A 21,038-nucleotide genomic window follows, 5' to 3' on the forward strand; every position below is an offset into this window, starting at 1 on the left:
CTTGGTCAACCCAGACCCCCTGTGGGAGCGGGCTTGCTCGCGAAGGGCCTGAACAGGCCCAAGGTAAAATCAGCCCTTGTCGAGGGCCTGGGCCGCCGCCAACACCGCATCCACATGTCCCGGCACTTTCACACCACGCCATTCCTGGCGCAGCACACCCTCCTTGTCGATCAGGAAGGTGCTGCGATCAACGCCCAGGTATTCCTTGCCATAGAGCTTTTTCAGCTTGATCACGTCGAACAATTGGCAGATAGCCTCGTCCTTGTCGCTGATCAGCTCGAACGGGAACTCCTGTTTGCACTTGAAGTTCTCGTGGGACTTGAGGCTGTCCCGGGAGACGCCGAACACTTCAGTGTTGGCGGCTTGGAATTGTGCATATTGATCGCGAAAACCCTGGCCTTCGGTGGTGCAGCCAGGGGTGCTGTCCTTGGGGTAAAAATAGATCACCACCTGCTTGCCCTTGAGGGCGGCGAGGCTGATCGTCTGCCCGCTGGTGGCAGGCGCTTGGAAATCGGTAACCGGCTGGTCGACGGCAACGGCCATGAACGCTTCCTTACATTGGGTTTTGTGGGCGCCACGGCTCGATCAGGGCATCCAGGTTCATCGCATCGGCGAAGTCCAGGAACTGATCGCGCAGCCAACTGATCTGGGTGCCGGCCGGCAGGGTCACGGTGAAGGTGGCGTTGAGCATGGTGCCGCCGGTCTGCGGAGCCTGATAGGTGTCGCAGGTCAGGTTTTCCAGCTCGACGTGATGGTCCATGAAGAACTGGCACAGCTCGTTGATGATGTCCGGACGGTAGGCCGAACTCACGTAGGCCACGTAGGGCAGGGCCTGGGGACGGTTCTCCAGGGCGGCGCTGCGCACCACGTTGACGGTAAAGGCATGCTTCTTGGCCAGCACCGGCAGGCTGCCTTCCAGGCGCGCCAGGGCGTCCCAGCTGCCGGAGATCTCGAGCACGAGTGCACTGCATTCGCCATGACGGGTCAGGCGTGAGGTCACGACGGCGCAGCGATTTTCATGGCTGGCGCGGCACAGGACGTTAGTCAGCTCCATGGGGTTGGCGCCGAGGGCACTGATAACAAGGAATTGTTCGCGGACTGTGGGGGTGGACATGCAGCATTCCTAAAGCGATGAGCGGTCGGTACCTTTGCCGCTCGACACGACGCCCGGCCCCGGAAAACGAACGGCTCAAGCCTGGTGCCCGGGGTTGTGCTGCATTCCGCGACAACAGGAGTGCACCAGGACAAACCCGGGATCGGGGCTTGTGACGTCGAAAACGGAGGCTGGAAACCGGCGTATGAGCTTGTCGGTACCGATCAAAGCCTGAAGGGTAGCGAAAACCAACGCCAAGGGGAATGGTAGTTCGCTTGTACAAGCATCTTGGCGCCAGTACCATTACGCTCTCTTTTTCCGGCAGGAGCGGTTTCATGATTGCGGGCAGTATGGTGGCTCTGGTCACACCCATGGATGCAGACGGGCGTCTTGACTGGGACAGCCTCAGCAAACTCGTGGACTTCCACCTTGAAAACGGCACCCATGCCATTGTCGCCGTCGGTACCACCGGCGAGTCGGCAACGCTTGATGTAGAAGAACACATCGCCGTGATCAAAGCCGTGGTCAAGCAGGTTGCCGGGCGCATTCCGGTCATCGCCGGCACGGGCGCCAACTCGACCCGCGAAGCCGTCGAGCTGACCCGCAACGCCAAGGAAGCCGGTGCCGACGCCTGCCTGCTGGTCGTCCCGTACTACAACAAGCCGACCCAGGAAGGCTTGTACCAGCACTTCAAGCACATTGCCGAAGCCGTCGACATCCCGCAGATCCTCTACAACGTTCCCGGCCGCACCTCCTGCGACATGCAGGCCGAGACCGTGATCCGCCTGTCCACCGTGCCGAACATCATCGGCATCAAGGAAGCCACCGGCGACATGAAGCGCGCCAAGGCCATCCTCGATGGCGTGGGCAAGGACTTCATCGTGCTGTCCGGTGATGATCCGACCGCCGTCGAACTGATCCTGCTGGGTGGCAAGGGCAACATCTCCGTCACTGCCAACGTCGCGCCGCGCGAAATGGCCGACCTGTGCGAGGCCGCGCTCAAGGGCGACGCCGAGACCGCACGGGCCATCAACGAAAAACTGATGCCGTTGCACAAGGACCTGTTCATCGAGGCCAACCCGATTCCGGTGAAGTGGGCCTTGGTCGAAATGGGCTTGATGCACGATGGCATCCGCCTGCCACTGACCTGGTTGAGCACCCCCTGTCACGAACCGCTGCGGCAGGCCCTGCGCCAGTCCGGCGTCCTGGTTTAATTGAGGAAGTACAACGCATGAAGCGAATGGCCGGACTTTCCGCACTTGCCTTGATTATCTCCAGCACCAGCGGCTGCGGATGGATCTGGGGGCCGGAGGGTTACTTCCGCGACCGTGGTAGTGATTACCTGCAAGCGCAACAGACTGCACCGATGCAACTGCCGCAAGACGTCAGCGTCGCCAAGCGCCTGGATCCGTTGCTGCCGATCCCGCGCAACGTCGCGGACGACAGCGTGAAGGGCGAATACATCGTTCCGCGTCCACAGCCGCTGTCGGCCGTGGCCGATGCCAGCGACTACACCCTGCAGAAGAGTGGCGATTCCAGCTGGGTCATGGGCCAGCACCCACCGGCCGAAGTCTGGCCCGTGGCGATCCAGTTCTTCCAGGACAACGGTTTCCGCCTGGACGAACAGCGCCCGCAAACCGGCGAGTTCACCACCACCTGGCAGCGTTCCGATGAACTGTCCGCCGCCATGGCCAAGCGTCTGAGCGCCGCCGGTGTCGCGGCCGACAGCGAAACCCGCGTGCGGGTGCGCATCGAGCCGGGCGTGCAGCGCAACACCAGTGAAATCTACGTGGTCAGCGCCGAGCGTCCCGCCGGCAGCACCGCCGATGTGGCCTTCACCAACCGTTCGGTCAATACCGGTCTCGACGCTGCGCTGGTGGACGACATGCTTGCGAGCATGAGCCGTACCGCAGAGCAGGGCGGTTCGGTGTCGATGCTGGCGACCCGGGACTACGATACGCCGAGCCGCGTCAGCCTGAACGAAGACGGCAGCGGCAACCCGGTGCTCAACGTTGGCTCCGACCTGGACCGTGCCTGGTCGAGCGTTGGCCGTGCGCTGGAGCAGGGCGAGTGGCGCGTTGAAGACATCAACCGCAGCCTGGGCCTGTACTACATCAACCTGGCTGAAAAGGCCGAGAGGAAAGACGAGAAGCCTGGCTTCTTCAGTGGCCTGTTCGGCAGCAAGCCGGACAAGGAAGAAGTCGAAGCCCGCGCCGAGCGTTACCAGGTTCGCCTGAGCAAGGTCGGCGACAACGTCCAGGTCACCGTCGAGAAAAACATCAATACCGTGGCGCCGGCCGACGTGGCCCGCAAGGTGTTGAGCGTGATTCAGGACAACCTGGGCTGATCCGATGCGTTTTGCCGTTCTCGGCAGCGGTAGCCAGGGCAACGGCACGCTGATCGCCAGCGCCGGCACGTATGTGCTGGTCGATTGTGGTTTCTCCCTGCGGGAAACCGAGAAACGCCTGTTGCGCCTGGGTGTGCACCCGGCGCAACTGAGCGCGATACTCGTGACCCACGAACATGCCGACCATGTGCATGGCGTGGGTTTGCTGTCTCGGCGCTACAATCTGCCGGTGTACCTGAGCCGTGGCACACTGGAAGGCCTGCGTAAACCCATCGAGCCAGCTGGTTTCGTGGCCGGTGGCGAGCAACTGCGTATCGGTGGCCTGGACATCAGCGTGGTCAGCGTGGCCCACGATGCCCGGGAGCCAACGCAGTATGTGTTCAGTGACGGCGAGCGGCGCTTCGGCTTGCTCACCGACCTGGGGTCGTATTGCGACAGGGTGATGGACAGTTACCGGGACCTCGATGCGTTGATGATCGAGTCCAACCACTGCCGTGACATGCTGGCCCGTGGTTACTACCCGTACTTTCTCAAGCAGCGGGTCGGCGGGGAGCACGGACATTTGAACAACCACCAGGCCGCGTTCCTGGTGGCCGAGTTGGGCTGGCAAGGCCTGCAACACCTGGTCCTGGCCCATCTGAGCAGCAAGAACAACCTGCCGCAGCTGGCCCGGCAATGTTTTGTCGACACCCTCGGGTGCGACCCGGACTGGCTGCAACTGGCCGATCAAGATTCAGGGCTCGACTGGCGACATATCGCCTAGCCCACTACTTAGCAAGCGGAGCCCATCATGGAAAAACGTGAAGAACTCTACCGCGGCAAAGCCAAGTCGGTTTACAAGACCGACGACGCTGACCGCTTGATCCTGCTGTTTCGCAACGACACCTCGGCGTTCGACGGCAAGCGCATCGAACAGCTGGACCGCAAGGGCATGGTGAACAACAAGTTCAACGCCTTCATCATGCAAAAGCTCGAAGCCGCCGGCGTGCCGACCCAGTTCGACAAGCTGCTGGGCGACAACGAATGCCTGGTCAAGAAGCTGGACATGATCCCGGTCGAATGCGTCGTGCGTAACTACGCCGCCGGCAGCCTGGTCAAGCGCCTGGGCGTGGAAGAGGGCATGAAGCTCAACCCCTACACCTTCGAGCTGTTCCTGAAGGACGACGCCAAGGGCGACCCGTTCATCAACGAATCCCACGTCGTGGCATTCGGTTGGGGCACCGCCGAGCAACTGGCGCGCATGAAGGAATTGTCCCTCAAGGTCAACGACGTGCTGACCAAGCTGTTCGACGACGCCGGCCTGCTGCTGGTGGACTTCAAGCTTGAATTCGGCGTGTTCAGCGACGGCTCCATCGTCCTGGGCGACGAATTCAGCCCGGACGGCTGCCGCCTCTGGGACAAGGACACCAAGAAGAAAATGGACAAGGACCGCTTCCGCCAAGGCCTCGGTGACGTCATCGAAGCCTACGAAGAAGTTGCCCAGCGCCTGGGTGTGCCGCTGTAATCGACGCAAGCATCTGATAGCACGGAAAAAATTTCGCTCGGGGGTTCGCTTCCGGCGAATGTGCTGGTATGATGCGCGCCACTGGAGAGATGCCGGAGTGGCCGAACGGGACGGATTCGAAATCCGTTGTACTGGCGACAGTACCTAGGGTTCAAATCCCTATCTCTCCGCCATTATTGTGTATGACTAAGCCCCTGAAATGGTTGAACATTTCAGGGGCTTTTTCGTTTCTGGCGTTTGGTTCAGGGTATTTTCAGGGCATGAATGCAGGTTTGAAAATTGCCATACTCTTCAAAAGGGACGCGAATTAACGGTTGGCATCCCGAACTACTTTTTAGTAGCAAGCTTGCTAGTAATTAAAAATCTATCAAACACTTTCTGACCATCACGCGCAGCTTGTCGAACGTCAAGAAATGTCAGCTCTTCGTGAATGATTTTTCTGCGCGCTTCTTCGACTTTTTTTGTGTTATCCATCGGAGTCTCCGAGGTTTCGACAAGATGGACCCTGAGGGCTGATGCCTGTCAGTTAGGCGTAAATCCTGTGGGAGCAAAGCTTGCTCGCGATATCGGTCGAGTCGCCAATATTGTTGCCGGCTGGCTTACCGCAATCGCGAGCAAGCTTTACTCCCACAGCTGTGCTGTTCAACTGATTGGTATCACCTCTAGGCCGGTTCTGCATCCAAGCGTCGGGCGATGACATCGAGCACGTCACAACCATCCCTCAAAGAGATGCAGCACAGTTGTGCAAAGTCCTGAAGGACTACTGAGTCACTCGGAATATCCCCTCGCATCGCGAGGTTCTCTAAAAGCTGGGTAACCGCGCGAATTCTATAGCCCGCCGTGTCGAGCAGGATATGCAACGGTGCGGAAGTATCGACGAAAAGGGGTTGATCGTCGGCGTTACTAGTAAGAGCCATGTATCTGTTCATTTCAAACTCCGTTTGATTGAAGGCCTTCTTACCATTTGTAATCGAGTCGCCAAACCCAAGCCGCTCTTACGAACGACGCTTGGACTATAGGGCCTTTCTGTAGAGATCATCAATCAGACGATGCGTAGGAAGCTTCCCTGAATTATGTGAGCGGAAAATGTCAGAAAATTCCCCGGCGATACTGCGTCCAACCTGTACCTTTTTATCCAGCTCAACTTCCCTCCGCATTCTGAATAACCACAGCCCTTCACACCAAAACCTTTGTGACAATCAGACTAATGGGCTATAGCTCAAGACATGGCTGCCGATAGGCAGGTATTCCCCCCGTGTAAGGAGTGACACCATGCTGCGGTTCTTCGCCGACTTGGGCTTTCGCTGGAAAATCACTCTCCCGATAGTGTTCCTGGCTGTGTTGCTGGTCCTGATGGGGGGCGCGGGGATGCGCGGCATCAGTCAGGTGACCGAATCCAGTACGCAGTTGACCAAACGTTATCTGCCGGCCATCAGCCTGTTGCTCAATGCCGACCGCGACCTCTACCAGGCATTCGTGGCCGAGCGCAGCCTGCTGGACGGTCATGCAAACGAGCATTTGAAAGCGTTGAGCGCCAGCCATGGCGAAAATGCGAAGCAGGCTTACGACCGTGTGCAGAAATATGCCGCGATGCAGCCCGGTGCCGAGGCGCAGGCGTTGGTCAGTCAGTTCAATGACAGCTTCGGCAAATGGATGCAGGTTTCACGGCGGGTCCTCGAGCTGTCGGTAGGCGATCCGCAGGGTGCCAGTGCGCTGAGCTTCGGTGACAGTGAGCGCCTGTTTGAAGCCACGCGGGATGCCATCGACAAGCTGGGTGAGCTGGAAGATGCGGCGTCCCATCGCGAAGGCGATGCTGCGATTGAAAACGGTGAGGCAGTCGGAGTGCATCAGGGTGTGATTCTGTTGATCGGCCTGCTTGGTTGCGTCCTTGTGCTGGTTGCCCTGCCGCTGGTGGTGTTGAGCCCCATGCGTCGCTTGCTGCACCGCGTCGAGCAGATTGCCGAGGGCGGTGGCGATCTGAAAGGGCGTCTCGAAGTACGCTCGGCCGATGAGCTGGGACAACTCGGCAGTGCCTTCAACCGTTTTCTCGACAAGTTGCAACCGTTGATCGCCGAGGTTGGGCGGGTGACCGGAGAGGTAGACTCCGCAGCGCGGGCCATGGCCGACATGGCCTCGACGAATGACCGATTGATCAGCAGCGAGCACGCGGCGCTCGATCAGGTCAGTACCGCCGCCACCCAGATGAGCGCTGCGGTGCATGAAGTGGCGCATAACGCGGCGAGCGCCTCGGGCGCCGCGCAGGAGGCGAGCAGCCAGTCTCGTGACGGCGCTCAGGTGGTCAGCAGTACCATCGAGTCGATCCGCCAGTTGGCCCAGGAAGTGGAGACCGCTTCGGGCACTATCGAGGCATTGGCCCAGGAAACGTCCAGTATCGGCGCCGTGCTCGAAGTGATCCGTGGCATCGCCGAACAAACCAACCTGTTGGCGCTGAACGCTGCCATCGAAGCGGCGCGGGCCGGTGAGCAGGGCCGTGGTTTTGCCGTGGTGGCCGATGAAGTGAGGGCGCTTGCGGCCCGCACCCAGGACTCGACCAAAGACATTCAGGTTCGCATCGAGCGCTTGCAGAGCGGTGTCGCCAAGGCTGTGCAAGCCATGCATGTGGGCAGCAGCAAGGCCCGGGACAGTGTCGAACGTGCAGCGGGTGTCGACCAGGTGCTCAGCGGTACCGGCGGTTCGATCCAGCGGATCAACGACATGGCCGCGCAGATCGCCAGTGCTTGCGAGGAGCAGAGCAGCGTCACCGAGGAGATTGCCCGCAACATCTCCGATATCCGCGACTTGTCCAACGAAGCGGCTGCCAATTCCGCCCAGAGCATGCATGCCAGCCGACAGCTGTCCTCTCTGTCGCAAAACCTGGCTGGGCTGGTCGGCCGCTTCCGCACCTGAGGTCGGCGCGCTGTGGCCATCAGCGATAGTCTCCGAGCGTTGCATCAGGACGGTTTCGTCCTGATGCCAGCCGTACTAAATGCCGCGCAGATTGCCAACCTGCGCCATGCCATCGACCAGTTGAAGCCTCAGCATTGGGACTACAGCGGCGTCATCGATCATTACAAATGCGTGTTTAATCGCGACCCGTTCTGGCTGCCGTTCCTGGAGGTGGCCGGCGTGATCGAACTGGCCGAGGCGGCCCTGGGCGATGACTGTCACGTTATCGGCCAGACGGCCTGGCGCTGCCATCCGGGTTTCAAGGGGGCGCCGTTGCACCTGGATTACCTGGCGATGAAATTGCCGCCCACGCTGTTGGCCGACCCGGCCTTCGAGCTGCCAATGCAGGTGTTCACCGCGCAGTTTTACCTGGATGACATCGACGCCGACTTGAGCCCGACCCAGGTGATTCCTGGCAGCCACAAGGCTGGTCGGGCGCCGGTGGCGGGTGAAACGCAATGGCAGGGGCGCTCCGTGCAGCCCGTGTTGTGCCGGGCGGGCGATGTCTTGATATTGCGCAGCGAACTGTGGCACGCCGGCAGCGACAACCGCACCGCCGACCGCACACGCTACATGGTCCAGGTGCACTACGGTCGGCGGATGGTCGCACAGAAGTTTTCACCCTATCTGCACTGGCAGTTCAACCCTGAGGTGCTGGCCGCGGCGACACCTCGACAGCGGCGGCTACTGGGTGATCACCAGGAAGCTGAATACGATTGAGGCGGGCTCAGTCAGATCCATACATCATTGACCGCCGTTCGCTCATTGGTTTCTTCGCCGGTATTGATGACGCCGCGAGGCTCGATCAACAGCAGTTTCACTTCCTGCGCGGCGCTGGGCTTGTGCTCGACGCCTTTTTTGACCACGTACATCTCGCCTGGGCCAAGGGTCACCGCGCCATCGCGAAAGTCGATACGCAGCTCGCCTTCCAGCACGATGAAGGTTTCATCGGTGTCGGCGTGGGTGTGCCAGACGAAGTCACCTTCGAGCCGGGCGAGCTTGAATTGGTAGTCGTTCATTTCGGCCACGACTTTTGGCGTCCACTGTTCCTGGAACAGGGTGTATTTCTGGGCGAAGTTGATGGGGCAATAGCGGGTCATCGAGGCATGCTCCTGGGTGGGTGGTGCGTCCTACTTTATTGTTCGAGCCAACGTGCGTATTGGATGATCGTGCAGCTTTTTTGCAGCGCGCAGTCAATGCCTTAGCGCAGCATGTTCAGCCAGCGTGCCGGTGAAACGCCAAAGGCCTGGGTATGCAGCCGGGTCATGTGGCTCTGATCGAAAAAACCACAAGCCAGGGCCGCTTCGCTCAATGGCGTGCCGTGGAGTGCCAGGCGCCGGGCTTCATGCAAGCGACGCTGGGTGATGTAGCGATAGGGGCTGGTGCCGTACAGCGCCCGGAAATCCCGGGACAGGCTCCATCGATCCCTGCCGCTTGCCTGCACCAGGTCGTCCAGGGTGATGACCTGGTCGAGGGCATCGTGAATGAACAGGCGGGCACGCTCTGCTGCCGGGTATTCGATCAATCGCCGTCCACGCCGATTGCCCGCCGCAAGGTCGAGCGCCTGGGCCACGTCGTAGATGGCGTCCTCTTCCTCCAGCGGGTCGAGGGGGTGATCCAGGCTGCTCAACAATCGGCGGGTCGCGATGTTGAGGCGAGGGTCGTTGGACAATCCACCTTCGATGAAAGGCAATGGCTTGCCTCCCAGTACGTGCTGGATCATCGACGGTTCTATGTAGAACATCCGGTAGCGAAAGCCCTCGCGCGTCCCGGCTTCGCCATCGTGTACCTCGTCCGGGTGCAGGACGATGGTGCCGCCGGGCTGGCTGTGGCGTTTGCTGTGGCGATAGTTGAAGCTCTGCACACCCGAAAGCGTGATGCCGATGGCGTAGGTGTCATGGCGATGGGTGCTGTAGCCATGGCCACTGAAATAAGCCTCGATGCGTTCCATTTTCCTCGATTCGGGTGCTCGCACCAGCCAGTCGCGGTTGTGGATGGATCGAGTCATTGCGCCGGGCCTCCTGCTTTTGTCCCGTATACCCTACCTAACGCAGTTCTCTCAAGAAAAACGATGAACCTTGTGGCGAGGGAGCTTGCTCCCGCTTGACCGGGCTGGCGCTCCAGTGCGAAGCGCTCACAAAAAAGGGCTGCTTCGCAGCCCAGCGGGAGCAAGCTCCCTCGCCACAATGATTCAAACAAGCCAGTGAGTTGAGCCCAGGCCAATCTCTTTCAGCGCCGTTCAGATCTCTTTTACCGGCGTCTCACCCTGGACATTCTTGATCAGCCCGATCACATGAAGACAGTCACTCTTGTTCACATAGGATTCGCCACTGGCGATCGTTTCGTGGTTGCCGGCCCTCAAGCGCCAGCGCCATTGGCCTTTTCCGGTGCTCGGGGTGCCTCGGGTCTGTCGATAGATTTCAAAATACATCGGTTCGCTCCCTGCGATTGATTCAGTCAAGACATGCGTTGGACATGTGGCTGCAAGCCTAGCCAAGTGGGTGGTTTTGGCTACGGGAAAATCGTTTCCATTGGTTATCGAATATTGCCGGATCGGGCATTTGACCATTTCCATGGGGAAAGTCATGTTGCGAACATGTGGTCGGCTGGAAGTTCGGGCTGGATCCTTGCGTTGCCCTGCCTGGTCCTGCTTAATACGTTTCGACGCCTAGGGCCGGAAGCCCGAAGGGACTGAAAACACTATAAGAAAAAGAGCCATCAAGTGACTGAATATCCAGGAGTGGATCTACAAGGTCGTCTAACGCTTTCGCTTGTCATCCCGGTCTTCAACGAAGCCCAGTCCATCGATTTGTTCATGGCCCGGATCGACCAGGTCTTTGCCGATGAATCACTGGTGAGCCTGGAGCTGGTGTTCGTCAACGACGGCAGTGGCGACGATACGTTGGTGTTGCTGCTGGACAGGCAGAAGGCCGACCCGCGCATCCGGATCGTCGACCTGAGTCGCAATTTCGGCAAGGAGGCGGCCTTGAGTGCCGGCCTGCAAGCCGCCCGTGGCCAGGCGGTGGTGCCGATCGATGTCGATCTGCAGGATCCTCCCGAAGTGATCCTGGAAATGATCGCCCATTGGCGCAACGGCGCCGAAGTGGTGTTGGGCCATCGGATCAATCGCGACTCCGATTCCTGGGCCAAACAGGTGTCCGCCAACGGCTTCTACCGACTGCACAACAAAATCGCCGACCACAAGCTGCCGGAAAATGTCGGCGATTTTCGCTTGATGGATCGCTGCGTGGTCGATGCCTTGCTCACCCTGCCGGAATCGCGTCGCTTCATGAAAGGGTTGTTTGCCTGGGTGGGTTTCCGGACCACCTACGTGGACTACGTCAGGCCTGAGCGCAGCGCCGGAGAAAGCAAGTTCAATGGCTGGCGCTTGTGGAATTTTGCCCTCGAAGGCATCACCAGCTTCAGCACCGAACCGCTGCGTATCTGGACGTACCTGGGGCTTTGCGTCTCGCTGGTGTCCTTTGCGTTCGCCATTTTCATCGTGTTGCGGACCCTGATTTCCGGGGTCGACCTGCCGGGCTATGCCTCGCTGATGGTCGCGGTCACCTTCCTGGGCGGGTTGCAACTGATCGGCATCGGCGTGTTGGGTGAATACCTGGGCCGCACCTATATCGAATCCAAGCGTCGACCGGTTTTCCTGGTGCGGCGCATCTATGACGCCAAGGACTGACCATGGACCTCAAGGAAACCGATATCCTCGGTCCCGATATCGAGCAGCACTGGTACTACCGGTCGAAAGCGCGGGCCATGCTCCACATGCTCAAGGGCACCTCCGCCAGTACGCTGCTGGACGTGGGCGCCGGGTCGGGCTTTTTTTCCCATCACTTGTTGACCCATACCGCAACCGCCCAGGCCTGGTGCGTGGACATCAGCTACCCGGCCGACTCCGACGCCAGCACCGCCGGTAAACCGGTCCGCTACCGACGCGCCATCGACACGCTGGACGCCGACCTGGTGTTGCTGATGGATGTGCTGGAGCACGTGGACGATGACGTGGGCCTGCTCAAGGCCTATGTCGACAAGGTGCCGTCCGGCAGCCGTTTCCTGATCACCGTGCCGGCGTTCCAGTTCCTCTGGAGCGGGCATGACGACTTTCTCGAGCACAAGCGCCGCTATACCCTCAAGCAGTTGGAGAGCGTCGTGGCGCAGGCGGGTTTGCAGGTGCAGCAAGGTGCGTACTACTTCGGCCTGGTCTTTCCCATCGCCGCCGGCCTGCGCCTGTTACAGCGCAACGCCACCGGGGCGCCGGCCAAGTCGCAGCTGGCGCGGCATCATCCGCTGGTCAATGGCGTGTTGAGGACATTGTGCAGCCTGGAGCGTCCATTCATGGGGGCCAATCGCATAGCCGGCCTGACGGTGTTCTGCCTGGCGCAGAAGCCGTGACCTGGACGCACTCGCCCTTGCTGCGACGTGCCTTGCGTTTTGCCATGACCGGCCTGCTCGTCACTGGCGTCCACGTGGTGGCGGCCGTGCTGTTCGTGCACCTGGTCCTGGCCAACCCGCCATTGGCCAATGGTTTCGCCTTTGTCGTGGCGACCATGGTGTCGTACCTGATCAACACCCTCTGGAGTTTTTCCAGCCGCTTGCATGGCCGCACCCTCGGCCGTTTCGTGGTGGTCTCGATCGGCGGGTTGGGGCTGGCGATGCTGGTGGCCTGGGTGGCCCAGCGCGTCGGCCTGGGTTACCTGGCGGGCATCGCGGCCGTGGCGCTGATCATCCCGGTGTACACCTTCATCCTGCATAATTTCTGGACGTATCGATGACCCTTCGTAGTCAGCGTTTCCCGGTTTCCTTGTTGCCCATATTGTTGGGCGCGCTGGCGTTCCTGCTGGTGATCGGTCCTCGGGTGCTGGATCCGACCAACATCGCCTGGCTGGGGGAGGGCGATGCGGCGACCCATTACATGGGCTGGGCGTTTTTCCGCAGTTCACCCTGGACCTTTCCGTTGGGCATGAACCCTTCCTATGGTCTGGAGTTGGGCAACGGCATCATTTTTTCCGACTCCAATCCGTTGCTGGCGTTCTTGTTCAAACCCTTTAATGCCTGGCTTCCCGAGACGTTCCAGTATTTTGGCCTGTGGTTGCTGACCTGTTTCGTCCTGCAGGCCTGGTTCGCCTGGAAACTCGTCGGACTGCTGACGCCGTCGCTGTGGATCAGGCTGTTGGGTACTGGGTTATTTGTGTTTTCGCCTCCGATGTTTCTGCGCATGGGCGGGCACTTGTCGCTGTCCGGGCATTTCCTGATCCTCGCGGCCCTGTACCTGGCGCTGCGGCCTGGCTTGCAAAAGCGGCGGCTGGCCTGGGGCGCGCTGTTGGCCGCCACGGCGCTGGTGCATGCGTATTTGTTGGCGATGGTGGCGTTGATCTGGCTGGCCGACCTTGCCAGCCAGGCCATGAAGGGGCGGTTGTCCCGGCGTGATGCCTTGATTGAGCTGGGCGGCTTGTTTGTGCTGGTGGCGTTCTGTTGTTGGCAGGCGGGGTATTTCAGCGTGGGTGGCGGGACCGTGGCCGGTGGTTTTGGGCTGTATCGCCTGAATGTGATGTCGCTGGTCAACCCTAGCGGCTGGTCCTACACCTTGCGCGATATGCCCCAGGGCCCCGGGGACTATGAAGGTTTCAATTACCTGGGATTGGGCATCCTCATGCTGGCGATCTGCGCCGGCGTGGCTTTGCTGCAAGGCAACACCGGTTTGGTGAATGCCGTGCGCCACAGGCGCCTGTTGCTGTGGGCATTGATCGGGCTGACGTTGTTTTCGCTGACCAACCATCTCGGCATCGGCATGCAGAACGTGCATTACTGGCTGCCAAGACCCGTTGAGCTTGTGGCGAACGTCTTTCGCGCGGCCGGTCGGATGTTCTGGCCGGTGTTCTACGCCATCATATTTGCGGTGATTTTCCTGGTGATCCGCGGCAACAAACCCCGGACGGCGGCGTGTCTGCTGGCCATGACCCTGGTGGTGCAGGTCCTGGATACCCGCGCGGGATGGGCCGGCCTGCGCCAGAGCCGGATGACGCCGGCGGCCTCGAGTTGGCCTACGCCCCTGAATGATCCGTTCTGGGCCAGTGCCGCCGGTCATTATTCGAAAGTCCGCACGTTATTGCCGCAGAACCAGCCGGACAACTGGCTGCTGACCAGCCAATACGCCCTGACGCACGGCCTGGAAACCGATGGCGTTTACTTGGGGCGGATGAGTGACCGGGCGATCGAGCGAGCCCAGCGACACGCCGAGCAGATGCTTGCCAGCGGCCAGTACGCCGCGGATTCGCTGTACATCCTCGACCCTGGCGCCGCGCTCCAGGCGGCGAAAACCGTCAATCGCCAGACCGACCTGTTGACCCGTATCGATGGCCTGGTGGTGCTGGCGCCGGGCTGGAAGACATGCGCCCAATGCCCACCGTTCGCCGATGAAACACTGGACATGCAGGTCAAGCTCGGTGAGCGCCAAGTGTTCAGCCGAACCAACGCGATGTTGGCCAATGGCTGGGGACGGGTCGAGGATTGGGGCACTTGGTCGGAAGGGCCTGAGGCTGAGGTTGTTTTACGCATACCGCCAGAAGCGCGTTCCCTCTCGATTGAAGCCGCGGCGTTCGTGCAGCCCTCGCACACGCGCCAGCGGGTGGAGGTGTCGATCAACGGTATTGCGGCGCTGGCGACGCAGTTCAACCGACTGCAGGACAACACGCTGGAACTGCCTCTGACGGCAGCCATTCGCGAAACGATGGGTGCGGATGGGCGAGTGCGGGTGCGGTTCCATTTGCCCGATGCCATCAGTCCCAAGGCGCTGGGGTTGGGGAGTGATGAGCGAGTCATGGCGCTGGGGTTGAAATCGCTGATTGTGAAGTAGTTTTCCACTTCACAATGGCTTACTCATTGTGGCGAGGGAGCTTGCTCCCGCTGGGCTGCGAAGCGGCCCCAATATTTTGCGGTTGCTGCGCAACCGAGCGGGAGCAAGCTCCCTCGCCACAAAAGCAGGCGACTGGACTTTTAGCGCATAGACGCACAATCCCTGCGTTTCTACACTGCACCCAATCAAGGAGTCGAGGGGCAGTGGATGAACCGCAACGAATTGCGCAAGGCCGACATCAACCTGATGGTGGTGTTCGAAACGTTGATGCTTGAGCGCAACGTGACACGGGTGGCGGAAAAACTGTTCCTGGGCCAACCGACCATCAGCTCGGCCCTCAATCGTCTGCGCAAGATGTTCAACGATCCGCTGTTCATTCGCGTCGGCCACCGCATGGAGCCGACGGCCCGGGCCGAGGAAATCATCCAGCACCTCTCGCCGGCGCTCGATTCGCTGTCGGTGGCGTTGAGCCTGACCCACGATTTCGATCCCGCCAACAGCGCCATGACATTCCGCATCGGCCTGTCGGACGATGTCGAGTTCGGCCTGTTGCCGCCCCTGTTGAGCAGCCTGCGGCAAGAGGCGCCGCAAATCGTGTTTGTGGTCCAGCATGTCGATTACTGGCGCATCCCCGATCTACTGGCATCGGGCGACATTACCGTGGGCATCAGCCAGACGCGCGGCCTGCCGGCCAACGCCAAGCGCAAGCTGTTGCGCCATATCCAACCCCGCGTGTTGCGCGCCGATGCGTCGGACACGCCGCTGACCCTGGACGAATACTGCTCGCGACCTCATGTGCTGGTGTCCCATACCGCCAACGTCGCCGGGTTCGCTGACGAATGGCTGGCGGAGATCGGGCGCAAGCGCCAGGTCGTGTTGTCGGTGCCGCAATACAGCGCATTGCCGGCATTGCTGGCCGGTACTGACCTGATTGCCAGCCTGCCGGACTACACCGCCGCCGCCATGGCGGCCTCGGGGCAATTGTTCAACGAACCCTTTCCCTTCAAGACCCCGACCCTGGATTTATCCATGGTTTGGCTGAGCCATGTCGACAGTGATCCAGCCGAACGCTGGTTGCGCTCGCGGTTGGAGGCCTTCATGGGCGAGCGCGGGCCCTTGGCACAACCTTGACACCGGCCTGCCGCGAAACAAAATCCTGCCCCAAAGAATAAAGTCGAGGTAAGGTTGTGACCGCTGAAACCACCTCGTCATATTTTTCGAATCGGAGTCGAACACATGCCTCACCTGCACATGGAGTACACCGCCAACCTGCCCGGGCTGAAGGCCGACGTCGCGTTGCTGCGGCTGAACAATGCGCTGGTGGCCTCCGGTCAATTTTCCGCCGAGCACGATATCAAGGGCCGGGCCGTGAAACTGGAGACGTTCCGGGTGGGTACAGGAATGGGCGAGCGGGGTTTCGTGCACGTGAAACTGGCCCTGCTCAGTGGCCGTTCGCCGGAAATCAAGAAACAATTGGCCGAAAGCCTGCTGGAGGTGATCAAAGGCCTGGAGCCATGGCCGGCCGAAGTCAGCGTGCAATTGTGCGTGGAGATCCTCGACATCGACCGCGAGCCCTATGCCAAGGCCTTGATCGGTCAATGACGCGCAGGCGTTGCGTGGGCGCAGGCCTTGATGATCTGTTCGCGTAGCCAGGCGTTGGCACTGTCCTGATCGAGGGCCGGGCTCCACTGCATGTCCAAGGTCAACCCCGGCAAGTCCTTGGGCGCTTCGTGGTGATTGAAGATCGCCTCATTGGCCAGCAGTTTCTGAATACGGCGGGGCAGGGTCAGGATGAAGTCAGTGCCGGTGATCATCTTCAGCGCGGCACTGTAGCTGTTGGCGCGCGCGGCGACTTGCCGGTGATGGGCCTGCCGCGACAGCCAGCCGTCCACCCTGTTGCTCGCTGACGCCCAAGGCGTCGCAAACACGTGTCGGCGCTGTACGAAAGATTGAAGGCTCAGTTGCGGCTCAAGTGGCGTCGCCCGTTTGTCCACGACGCAGACCCAATCTTCCTCCAGCAACTGCCGGGATCTGAAATCGGCATGGTCGCCGTGAACGTTCGGGCCGAAGCAGATCACCAAGTCCAGGCTGCCGTCGCGCAACTCCTCGGCGGGAATGTCGGCTTCAAGCTTGTGCACGTTCACCACCACCGGCAAGTTGGCGTAATCGAAGCCTTGCAGCAGTTGCGGCAGGATCAGGTGTTCGAAATATTCTGGTGCGCAGATGTTGAAGGTAACGGCTTGCCGGGTCGGATCAAAGGTCGGCGGACCGGCATGGCATAGGTTGATGCTTTGCAAAATGGCGCGCACATGGTTGTACATGCCCTCGGCCTTGCAGGTGGGGCGCATGCCGGTGCGGGTGTTGATAAACAGTTCGTCCTCGAAACAGGTTCGCAGTTTCTTGAGGCAATAACTGACGGTTGACTGGCTGACGCACAGGGCCTCGGACACACCGGTGACACTGCTTTGCTCGTACACGGCGCTAAACACCATGAGGTCCTGCATGTCGAGCTTTCTGAGGGCGTTACTGTTCAGCATCCGTTCTGTCTCTCACTCGCTTCCTTGCGCGGATCTTGCGCAAACCAGGCTGACGATCGTAACGGAACGATGGTGCCAAGAGAATGCCAGGCAGGCGCTTTCATGGTCGGGAACGGGACAGATAGTGTAGGGAAAACGACGTGTCGATCAACGACCGACTCGTTTGCTTAAGTTTAGTTAGCGGTGATCCAAGCTTCATCAAATCCATGTTTAACCGCCCAAGGTGCCGTGGGACGCTTGCCCGATGTGTTTCCTGTGATGCGCTCATGGACGCTTGGCCCCAGGCAGTGCAATACCCTCCATCCGCCGCAGTCGATTCGGTCGGCAGATGCACGCCCGTCATGGCCCCCTCCCTTGGTGCGCTGCCCTCCGAGCTGGCTTTTTGGGCGCTCTGGCATTGTCGCCATGCGCGTCCTCCGGACACTCGTTTTTCCCGTTGAACCTCCACGGCGCTCGCTCAATGGCGAGCACAGACTGACGGCGCGTTGTCGCCCGTCCGACACGGAAATACGAGTTTTCTCATGAGCCTTGCCAAAATGTCTTTCGCACCCGTGCAACACGCCCAGGCGTTCCTTGCGCAAAACCCCGATATCGAGTTGTTCGAGTTGTTCATTCTCGATAACAACGGCGTGCCCCGTGGCAAGTTGTTGCATCGGGACGAGTTGCTGGCGGTCTATGAAAGTGGCCGGCCGCTGCCCAGTACGATTCTCGGGCTGACCCTCAATGGCGATGATGTGGAAAATTCCGGGCTGGTGTGGGAAGTCGGTGACATCGATTGCCGCGCCTACCCCCTCAGCGGCAGCTTGCAACGCATGCCGTGGCGGTTGATTCCCACGGCCACGGTGCAGGTCAGTATGCATCCCCAGGAAGGCATGCCAGCGACCATCGCCGATCCGCGTTATCTGCTCAGCCAGGTGATCGAAGCCCTGCAGGCCGACGGTTTTTATCCGGTGATGGCGGCGGAGCTGGAGTTTTATCTGCTGGACGCACAGCGCGACAGCCAAGGCCGGCCGCAACCGGCGCGGGACGCTGACGGTGGTCGGCCGCGCACCACCCAGGTCTATGGTTTGCGCGAACTGGAGCAGATCGAGCCGTTCCTCGCCGATCTGTACGCCGCGTGCAAGCTGCAAGGCATTCCGGCCCGGACCGCGATTTCCGAATACGCCCCGGGGCAAGTGGAAATCACCCTTGAACACCGCAGCGATGCCTTGCAAGCCATGGATGAAGCGGTGCGCTACAAACGACTGGTCAAGGGCGTGGCCCACAAGCACGGCATGCAGGCGTGTTTCATGGCCAAGCCGTTCGAGCACTTGGCGGGCTCCGGCCTGCACATGCATATCAGCCTGGCCGACCGCGATGGCCACAACCTGTTTGCCAGTGAAGCCGGCGACGGTACGCCACTGTTGCGCCATGCCGTGGGCGGGATGCTCGATACTTTGCTCGATTCGTTGTTGATGTTTTGCCCGAACGCCAACTCCTACCGGCGCTTCCAAAGCAACAGCTACGCACCGCTGGCCGCCACCTGGGGCGTGGACAACCGCACCGTGAGCCTGAGGGTACCGGGCGGCCCGGCGTTCTCGCGGCACATCGAGCATCGTATTTGCGGCGCCGATGCCAACCCGTACCTGGCGGCTGCGGCGATATTGGCGGGCATCCATCACGGCTTGCGTGAACAGTGCGATCCCGGGAAACCTGTGGAAGGCAACGGCTACGCCCAGGCGACCGAGCTGCTGCCCACTGACTGGCTCACTACCCTGCGTGCCCTTGAAGCTTCGACTTGGGCGCGGGGAGCGTTTGGCGAGGCGTTCCTGGGGGTTTATCTGGCGGTCAAGCGCGCCGAATACCGGCAGTTCATGGGGGAAGTCGGGGAGCAGGATTGGCGCTGGTATCTGAATCAGGCCTAGCAGCAGCTTAAATAATTATTTAACAGCAACTTTTTCACGAAAAATTGATGGTGGACTGCCTAAAGTTTGTGTTGCCGTAGAAAACATCTTTTTTACATGTTTTCTGCGGCACTTCTTTTTCAAAGAGCAACTTCAGGAAGCCGTCAACCCTCATGCTGACTATTAAAGCCGTGCGCCCCGAGTGGGTGACGCTGGCCGCCAGTGCCTTTTTGTTAGTGGGCTTCAACCTCGTGCTCTGGCAACACTTGCTGGCGATCACGACGGCGGACGCTCGGGGCCTGCTGATGTGCGTGGCGTTTGGCCTGATGATTTTCTGTGCGTTCAACCTGGTGTTGACCCTCGTGGCCTTCCGTCCGCTGCTCAAGCCGGTGCTGATGCTGTTGTTCCTGATCAGCGCCGGCGTGGCGTATTTCATGGCCCAATACGGCGTCTTGATCGATGCCGGCATGTTGCGCAACTTCGCTGAAACCAATGCCACGGAAGTCCGTGATCTGTTGTCGTTGAAGTTGTTTGTCTATATCGGCTTATTGGGTGTCTTGCCGTGCTGGTTGTTGTTCAAGACCCCGATCAACTACCGTCGTTGGCCAAAGGAGTTATTAAGTAAGTTACTGGTCGGCGTGGCCTCGGCCGCGGTGATCGGCGTGGTTGCCCTGGTCAACTACCAAGGTTTGTCGTCACTGTTTCGCAACCACCACGAGTTGCGCTTGATGGTCGTGCCGAGCAATTACATCGGTGCCTCGCTTGGGTATTTGCGCGAACAGGTCGCGTCGGCCAAGCAGCCGTTCATCACCTTGGGCGAGGACGCGAGTCGCAACCCGGCCTGGCAAACCCATGGCCGTAAATCCCTGACCGTCCTGGTGGTGGGCGAGAGCGCCCGGGCCGAGAACTTCGGCATCCTCGGTTATCACCGCGACACCACGCCGACATTGGACAAGGAGGCCGGCCTGATCGCCTTCACCGACGTGCATTCCTGCGGCACCGAGACCGCCGTGTCGGTGCCCTGCATGTTTTCCAACATGGGGCGCAAGAACTACGACGCCAGCAAGGCCAAGAATGAGGAGGGCTTGCTGGATGTGCTCAAGCGCGCCGGGCTGGAGGTGATCTGGCGGGACAATCAATCTGGCTGCAAGGGCACCTGCGACCGGGTCACGCTGCAGGATGTCAGCAACCTCAAGGACCCGGCGCTGTGCGCCAACAGTGAGTGCCGCGATGAGATCCTGCTCCAGGGGCTGCAGCATTTCATCGACACCCTCGACAAGGACACGGTACTGGTGCTGCACCAGATGGGCAGCCACGGGCCGGAATACTTCAAGCGCTACCCCAAGGAATACGAGCATTTCACGCCGGTGTGCGAAAGCAATGCGCTGAACAATTGCAGCCGCGAGAGCATCGTCAATGGCTACGACAATACGCTGGTGTACACCGATCATGTGCTGTCGACCCTGATCGATCTGCTGCGGGCCAACCAGGACAAGGTCGACACGGCCATGCTGTACCTGTCCGACCATGGCGAGTCCCTGGGCGAGTACAACCTGTTTCTCCATGGCACGCCCTACATGCTCGCCCCGGAACAACAGAAACACGTGGCGATGCTGGCCTGGTTCTCCGACAGCTATCAGAAGTCCTTTTCGGTCGACACCCATTGCCTGCAACTGAGTCGTGAAAAGCCCTTGAGCCAGGACAACCTGTTTCATTCGATGCTCGGGTTGCTGGAAGTCAACAGCCAGGTCTACAACCGCGACCTGGACCTGTTCGCCAATTGTCGCGGCGCGGTGATTGACGGTGTCCTGGCACGGGAGTGAACGCCTGGACCTTTTTTTCACGCGGGGTTGGTTAACCTGT

General features: G+C 60.2%; 22 protein-coding genes, 1 tRNA gene and 1 pseudogene. 16 read left to right on the forward strand and 8 right to left on the reverse strand.

The window, feature by feature from the left end; translation table 11 throughout:
• Window positions 1–69 precede the first annotated feature (69 nt).
• Together HU715_RS02235 and HU715_RS02240 are read right to left on the reverse strand one after the other, a co-directional pair.
• Window positions 70–543, reverse strand: a complete 474-nt coding sequence (locus HU715_RS02235; RefSeq protein ID WP_186704551.1) for a peroxiredoxin — start codon at window positions 541–543, stop codon at window positions 70–72.
• A 10-nt stretch (window positions 544–553) separates the two neighbouring features.
• Window positions 554–1,114, reverse strand: a complete 561-nt coding sequence (locus HU715_RS02240) for a glycine cleavage system transcriptional repressor (RefSeq protein ID WP_003184325.1) — start codon at window positions 1,112–1,114, stop codon at window positions 554–556.
• A 314-nt stretch (window positions 1,115–1,428) separates the two neighbouring features.
• On the opposite strand from HU715_RS02240, the gene dapA reads away from it, so the two are divergent.
• From dapA to HU715_RS02265, 5 genes are all read left to right on the forward strand, one after another.
• A complete protein-coding gene (gene dapA / locus HU715_RS02245) occupies window positions 1,429–2,307 on the forward strand; it encodes a 4-hydroxy-tetrahydrodipicolinate synthase (RefSeq protein ID WP_186704552.1) in 879 nt (292 codons plus the stop codon).
• Between the two features lie 17 nt (window positions 2,308–2,324).
• Window positions 2,325–3,440, forward strand: a complete 1,116-nt coding sequence (gene bamC / locus HU715_RS02250; protein WP_186704553.1) for an NlpB/DapX family lipoprotein — start codon at window positions 2,325–2,327, stop codon at window positions 3,438–3,440.
• A 4-nt stretch (window positions 3,441–3,444) separates the two neighbouring features.
• Complete coding sequence (locus tag HU715_RS02255; RefSeq protein WP_186704554.1) at window positions 3,445–4,203, forward strand: MBL fold metallo-hydrolase; 759 nt, start codon at window positions 3,445–3,447, stop codon at window positions 4,201–4,203.
• A gap of 27 nt (window positions 4,204–4,230) precedes the next feature.
• Complete coding sequence (purC, locus tag HU715_RS02260) at window positions 4,231–4,944, forward strand: phosphoribosylaminoimidazolesuccinocarboxamide synthase (RefSeq protein WP_030141208.1); 714 nt, start codon at window positions 4,231–4,233, stop codon at window positions 4,942–4,944.
• Window positions 4,945–5,027: 83 nt separating this feature from the next.
• Window positions 5,028–5,117, forward strand: a tRNA-Ser gene (locus HU715_RS02265).
• Between the two features lie 154 nt (window positions 5,118–5,271).
• Here the strand turns inward: HU715_RS02265 and HU715_RS02270 are convergent.
• Both HU715_RS02270 and HU715_RS02275 read right to left on the reverse strand, forming a co-directional pair.
• The gene (locus HU715_RS02270) at window positions 5,272–5,418 is read right to left on the reverse strand and encodes a hypothetical protein (protein WP_186704555.1); all 147 of its coding nucleotides are present in this window, start codon (window positions 5,416–5,418) and stop codon (window positions 5,272–5,274) included.
• A gap of 188 nt (window positions 5,419–5,606) precedes the next feature.
• Entirely contained in the window at window positions 5,607–5,873 is a 267-nt protein-coding gene (locus HU715_RS02275) for a hypothetical protein (RefSeq protein ID WP_041475780.1), read from the reverse strand.
• 343 nt (window positions 5,874–6,216) lie between these two features.
• Here HU715_RS02275 and HU715_RS27580 point away from each other — a divergent pair.
• The 3 genes and pseudogenes from HU715_RS27580 to HU715_RS02285 form a co-directional block, all read left to right on the forward strand.
• Window positions 6,217–6,993: pseudogene (locus tag HU715_RS27580) on the forward strand (MCP four helix bundle domain-containing protein); the annotation flags it as partial.
• 78 nt (window positions 6,994–7,071) lie between these two features.
• Complete coding sequence (locus HU715_RS27585; RefSeq protein WP_411387473.1) at window positions 7,072–7,851, forward strand: methyl-accepting chemotaxis protein; 780 nt, start codon at window positions 7,072–7,074, stop codon at window positions 7,849–7,851.
• A gap of 12 nt (window positions 7,852–7,863) precedes the next feature.
• Complete coding sequence (locus HU715_RS02285) at window positions 7,864–8,610, forward strand: phytanoyl-CoA dioxygenase family protein (protein WP_186704557.1); 747 nt, start codon at window positions 7,864–7,866, stop codon at window positions 8,608–8,610.
• Between the two features lie 11 nt (window positions 8,611–8,621).
• Here the strand turns inward: HU715_RS02285 and HU715_RS02290 are convergent, their stop codons facing one another.
• The 3 genes from HU715_RS02290 to HU715_RS02300 form a co-directional block, all read right to left on the reverse strand.
• Window positions 8,622–8,990 (reverse strand): cupin domain-containing protein, encoded by a 369-nt coding sequence (locus HU715_RS02290; protein WP_186704558.1) that lies wholly within the window; start codon window positions 8,988–8,990, stop codon window positions 8,622–8,624.
• A 101-nt stretch (window positions 8,991–9,091) separates the two neighbouring features.
• Window positions 9,092–9,898, reverse strand: a complete 807-nt coding sequence (locus HU715_RS02295) for an AraC family transcriptional regulator (RefSeq protein WP_186704559.1) — start codon at window positions 9,896–9,898, stop codon at window positions 9,092–9,094.
• Window positions 9,899–10,129: 231 nt separating this feature from the next.
• Window positions 10,130–10,321, reverse strand: coding sequence for a YegP family protein (locus HU715_RS02300; RefSeq protein ID WP_014337049.1), 192 nt, complete (start codon window positions 10,319–10,321; stop codon window positions 10,130–10,132).
• Window positions 10,322–10,612: 291 nt separating this feature from the next.
• On the opposite strand from HU715_RS02300, the gene HU715_RS02305 reads away from it, so the two are divergent.
• The 6 genes from HU715_RS02305 (at window position 10,613) to HU715_RS02330 (ending at window position 16,357) form a co-directional block, all read left to right on the forward strand.
• Entirely contained in the window at window positions 10,613–11,581 is a 969-nt protein-coding gene (locus tag HU715_RS02305; RefSeq protein WP_186704560.1) for a glycosyltransferase, read from the forward strand.
• A 2-nt stretch (window positions 11,582–11,583) separates the two neighbouring features.
• Window positions 11,584–12,294 carry a class I SAM-dependent methyltransferase gene (locus HU715_RS02310; protein WP_186704561.1) on the forward strand — a complete coding sequence of 237 codons (711 nt, stop codon included), beginning with the start codon at window positions 11,584–11,586 and terminating at the stop codon, window positions 12,292–12,294.
• A gap of 44 nt (window positions 12,295–12,338) precedes the next feature.
• Window positions 12,339–12,674, forward strand: a complete 336-nt coding sequence (locus HU715_RS02315) for a GtrA family protein (RefSeq protein WP_186704744.1) — start codon at window positions 12,339–12,341, stop codon at window positions 12,672–12,674.
• A complete protein-coding gene (locus HU715_RS02320) occupies window positions 12,671–14,755 on the forward strand; it encodes a DUF6311 domain-containing protein (RefSeq protein WP_186704562.1) in 2,085 nt (694 codons plus the stop codon). The genes HU715_RS02315 and HU715_RS02320 overlap by 4 nt, the downstream gene beginning before the upstream one ends.
• A 207-nt stretch (window positions 14,756–14,962) precedes the next feature.
• Window positions 14,963–15,886: a LysR family transcriptional regulator gene (locus tag HU715_RS02325; protein ID WP_186704563.1), complete on the forward strand. Its 924-nt coding sequence runs from the start codon at window positions 14,963–14,965 to the stop codon at window positions 15,884–15,886.
• 105 nt (window positions 15,887–15,991) lie between these two features.
• A complete protein-coding gene (locus HU715_RS02330) occupies window positions 15,992–16,357 on the forward strand; it encodes a 5-carboxymethyl-2-hydroxymuconate Delta-isomerase (RefSeq protein ID WP_186704564.1) in 366 nt (121 codons plus the stop codon).
• Here the strand turns inward: HU715_RS02330 and HU715_RS02335 are convergent.
• Window positions 16,351–17,292 carry a LysR family transcriptional regulator gene (locus tag HU715_RS02335; RefSeq protein WP_186704565.1) on the reverse strand — a complete coding sequence of 314 codons (942 nt, stop codon included), beginning with the start codon at window positions 17,290–17,292 and terminating at the stop codon, window positions 16,351–16,353. The two genes, HU715_RS02330 and HU715_RS02335, sit on opposite strands and share 7 nt — an antisense overlap.
• A gap of 536 nt (window positions 17,293–17,828) precedes the next feature.
• On the opposite strand from HU715_RS02335, the gene HU715_RS02340 reads away from it, so the two are divergent.
• Complete coding sequence (locus HU715_RS02340) at window positions 17,829–19,196, forward strand: glutamine synthetase family protein (RefSeq protein ID WP_186704745.1); 1,368 nt, start codon at window positions 17,829–17,831, stop codon at window positions 19,194–19,196.
• Window positions 19,197–19,348: 152 nt separating this feature from the next.
• Window positions 19,349–20,998, forward strand: coding sequence for a phosphoethanolamine transferase (locus HU715_RS02345; protein ID WP_186704566.1), 1,650 nt, complete (start codon window positions 19,349–19,351; stop codon window positions 20,996–20,998).
• Window positions 20,999–21,038 lie beyond the last annotated feature (40 nt).

The organism is Pseudomonas zanjanensis (assembly GCF_014268745.2).
GTDB classification, from domain to species: Bacteria; Pseudomonadota; Gammaproteobacteria; order Pseudomonadales; family Pseudomonadaceae; genus Aquipseudomonas; species Aquipseudomonas zanjanensis.

Bases quoted from the DNA above. Each gene is read 5' to 3' on its own strand.
- HU715_RS02235 (WP_186704551.1), bottom strand. From the start codon at position 543: ATGGCCGTTGCCGTCGACCAGCCGGTTACCGATTTCCAAGCGCCTGCC.
- HU715_RS02240 (WP_003184325.1), bottom strand. From the start codon at position 1,114: ATGTCCACCCCCACAGTCCGCGAACAATTCCTTGTTATCAGTGCCCTC.
- dapA (WP_186704552.1), top strand. From the start codon at position 1,429: ATGATTGCGGGCAGTATGGTGGCTCTGGTCACACCCATGGATGCAGAC.
- bamC (WP_186704553.1), top strand. From the start codon at position 2,325: ATGAAGCGAATGGCCGGACTTTCCGCACTTGCCTTGATTATCTCCAGC.
- HU715_RS02255 (WP_186704554.1), top strand. From the start codon at position 3,445: ATGCGTTTTGCCGTTCTCGGCAGCGGTAGCCAGGGCAACGGCACGCTG.
- purC (WP_030141208.1), top strand. From the start codon at position 4,231: ATGGAAAAACGTGAAGAACTCTACCGCGGCAAAGCCAAGTCGGTTTAC.
- HU715_RS02270 (WP_186704555.1), bottom strand. From the start codon at position 5,418: ATGGATAACACAAAAAAAGTCGAAGAAGCGCGCAGAAAAATCATTCAC.
- HU715_RS02275 (WP_041475780.1), bottom strand. From the start codon at position 5,873: ATGAACAGATACATGGCTCTTACTAGTAACGCCGACGATCAACCCCTT.
- HU715_RS27585 (WP_411387473.1), top strand. From the start codon at position 7,072: ATGGCCTCGACGAATGACCGATTGATCAGCAGCGAGCACGCGGCGCTC.
- HU715_RS02290 (WP_186704558.1), bottom strand. From the start codon at position 8,990: ATGACCCGCTATTGCCCCATCAACTTCGCCCAGAAATACACCCTGTTC.
- HU715_RS02295 (WP_186704559.1), bottom strand. From the start codon at position 9,898: ATGACTCGATCCATCCACAACCGCGACTGGCTGGTGCGAGCACCCGAA.
- HU715_RS02300 (WP_014337049.1), bottom strand. From the start codon at position 10,321: ATGTATTTTGAAATCTATCGACAGACCCGAGGCACCCCGAGCACCGGA.
- HU715_RS02310 (WP_186704561.1), top strand. From the start codon at position 11,584: ATGGACCTCAAGGAAACCGATATCCTCGGTCCCGATATCGAGCAGCAC.
- HU715_RS02315 (WP_186704744.1), top strand. From the start codon at position 12,339: ATGACCGGCCTGCTCGTCACTGGCGTCCACGTGGTGGCGGCCGTGCTG.
- HU715_RS02320 (WP_186704562.1), top strand. From the start codon at position 12,671: ATGACCCTTCGTAGTCAGCGTTTCCCGGTTTCCTTGTTGCCCATATTG.
- HU715_RS02325 (WP_186704563.1), top strand. From the start codon at position 14,963: ATGAACCGCAACGAATTGCGCAAGGCCGACATCAACCTGATGGTGGTG.
- HU715_RS02330 (WP_186704564.1), top strand. From the start codon at position 15,992: ATGCCTCACCTGCACATGGAGTACACCGCCAACCTGCCCGGGCTGAAG.
- HU715_RS02335 (WP_186704565.1), bottom strand. From the start codon at position 17,292: ATGCTGAACAGTAACGCCCTCAGAAAGCTCGACATGCAGGACCTCATG.
- HU715_RS02340 (WP_186704745.1), top strand. From the start codon at position 17,829: ATGTCTTTCGCACCCGTGCAACACGCCCAGGCGTTCCTTGCGCAAAAC.
- HU715_RS02345 (WP_186704566.1), top strand. From the start codon at position 19,349: ATGCTGACTATTAAAGCCGTGCGCCCCGAGTGGGTGACGCTGGCCGCC.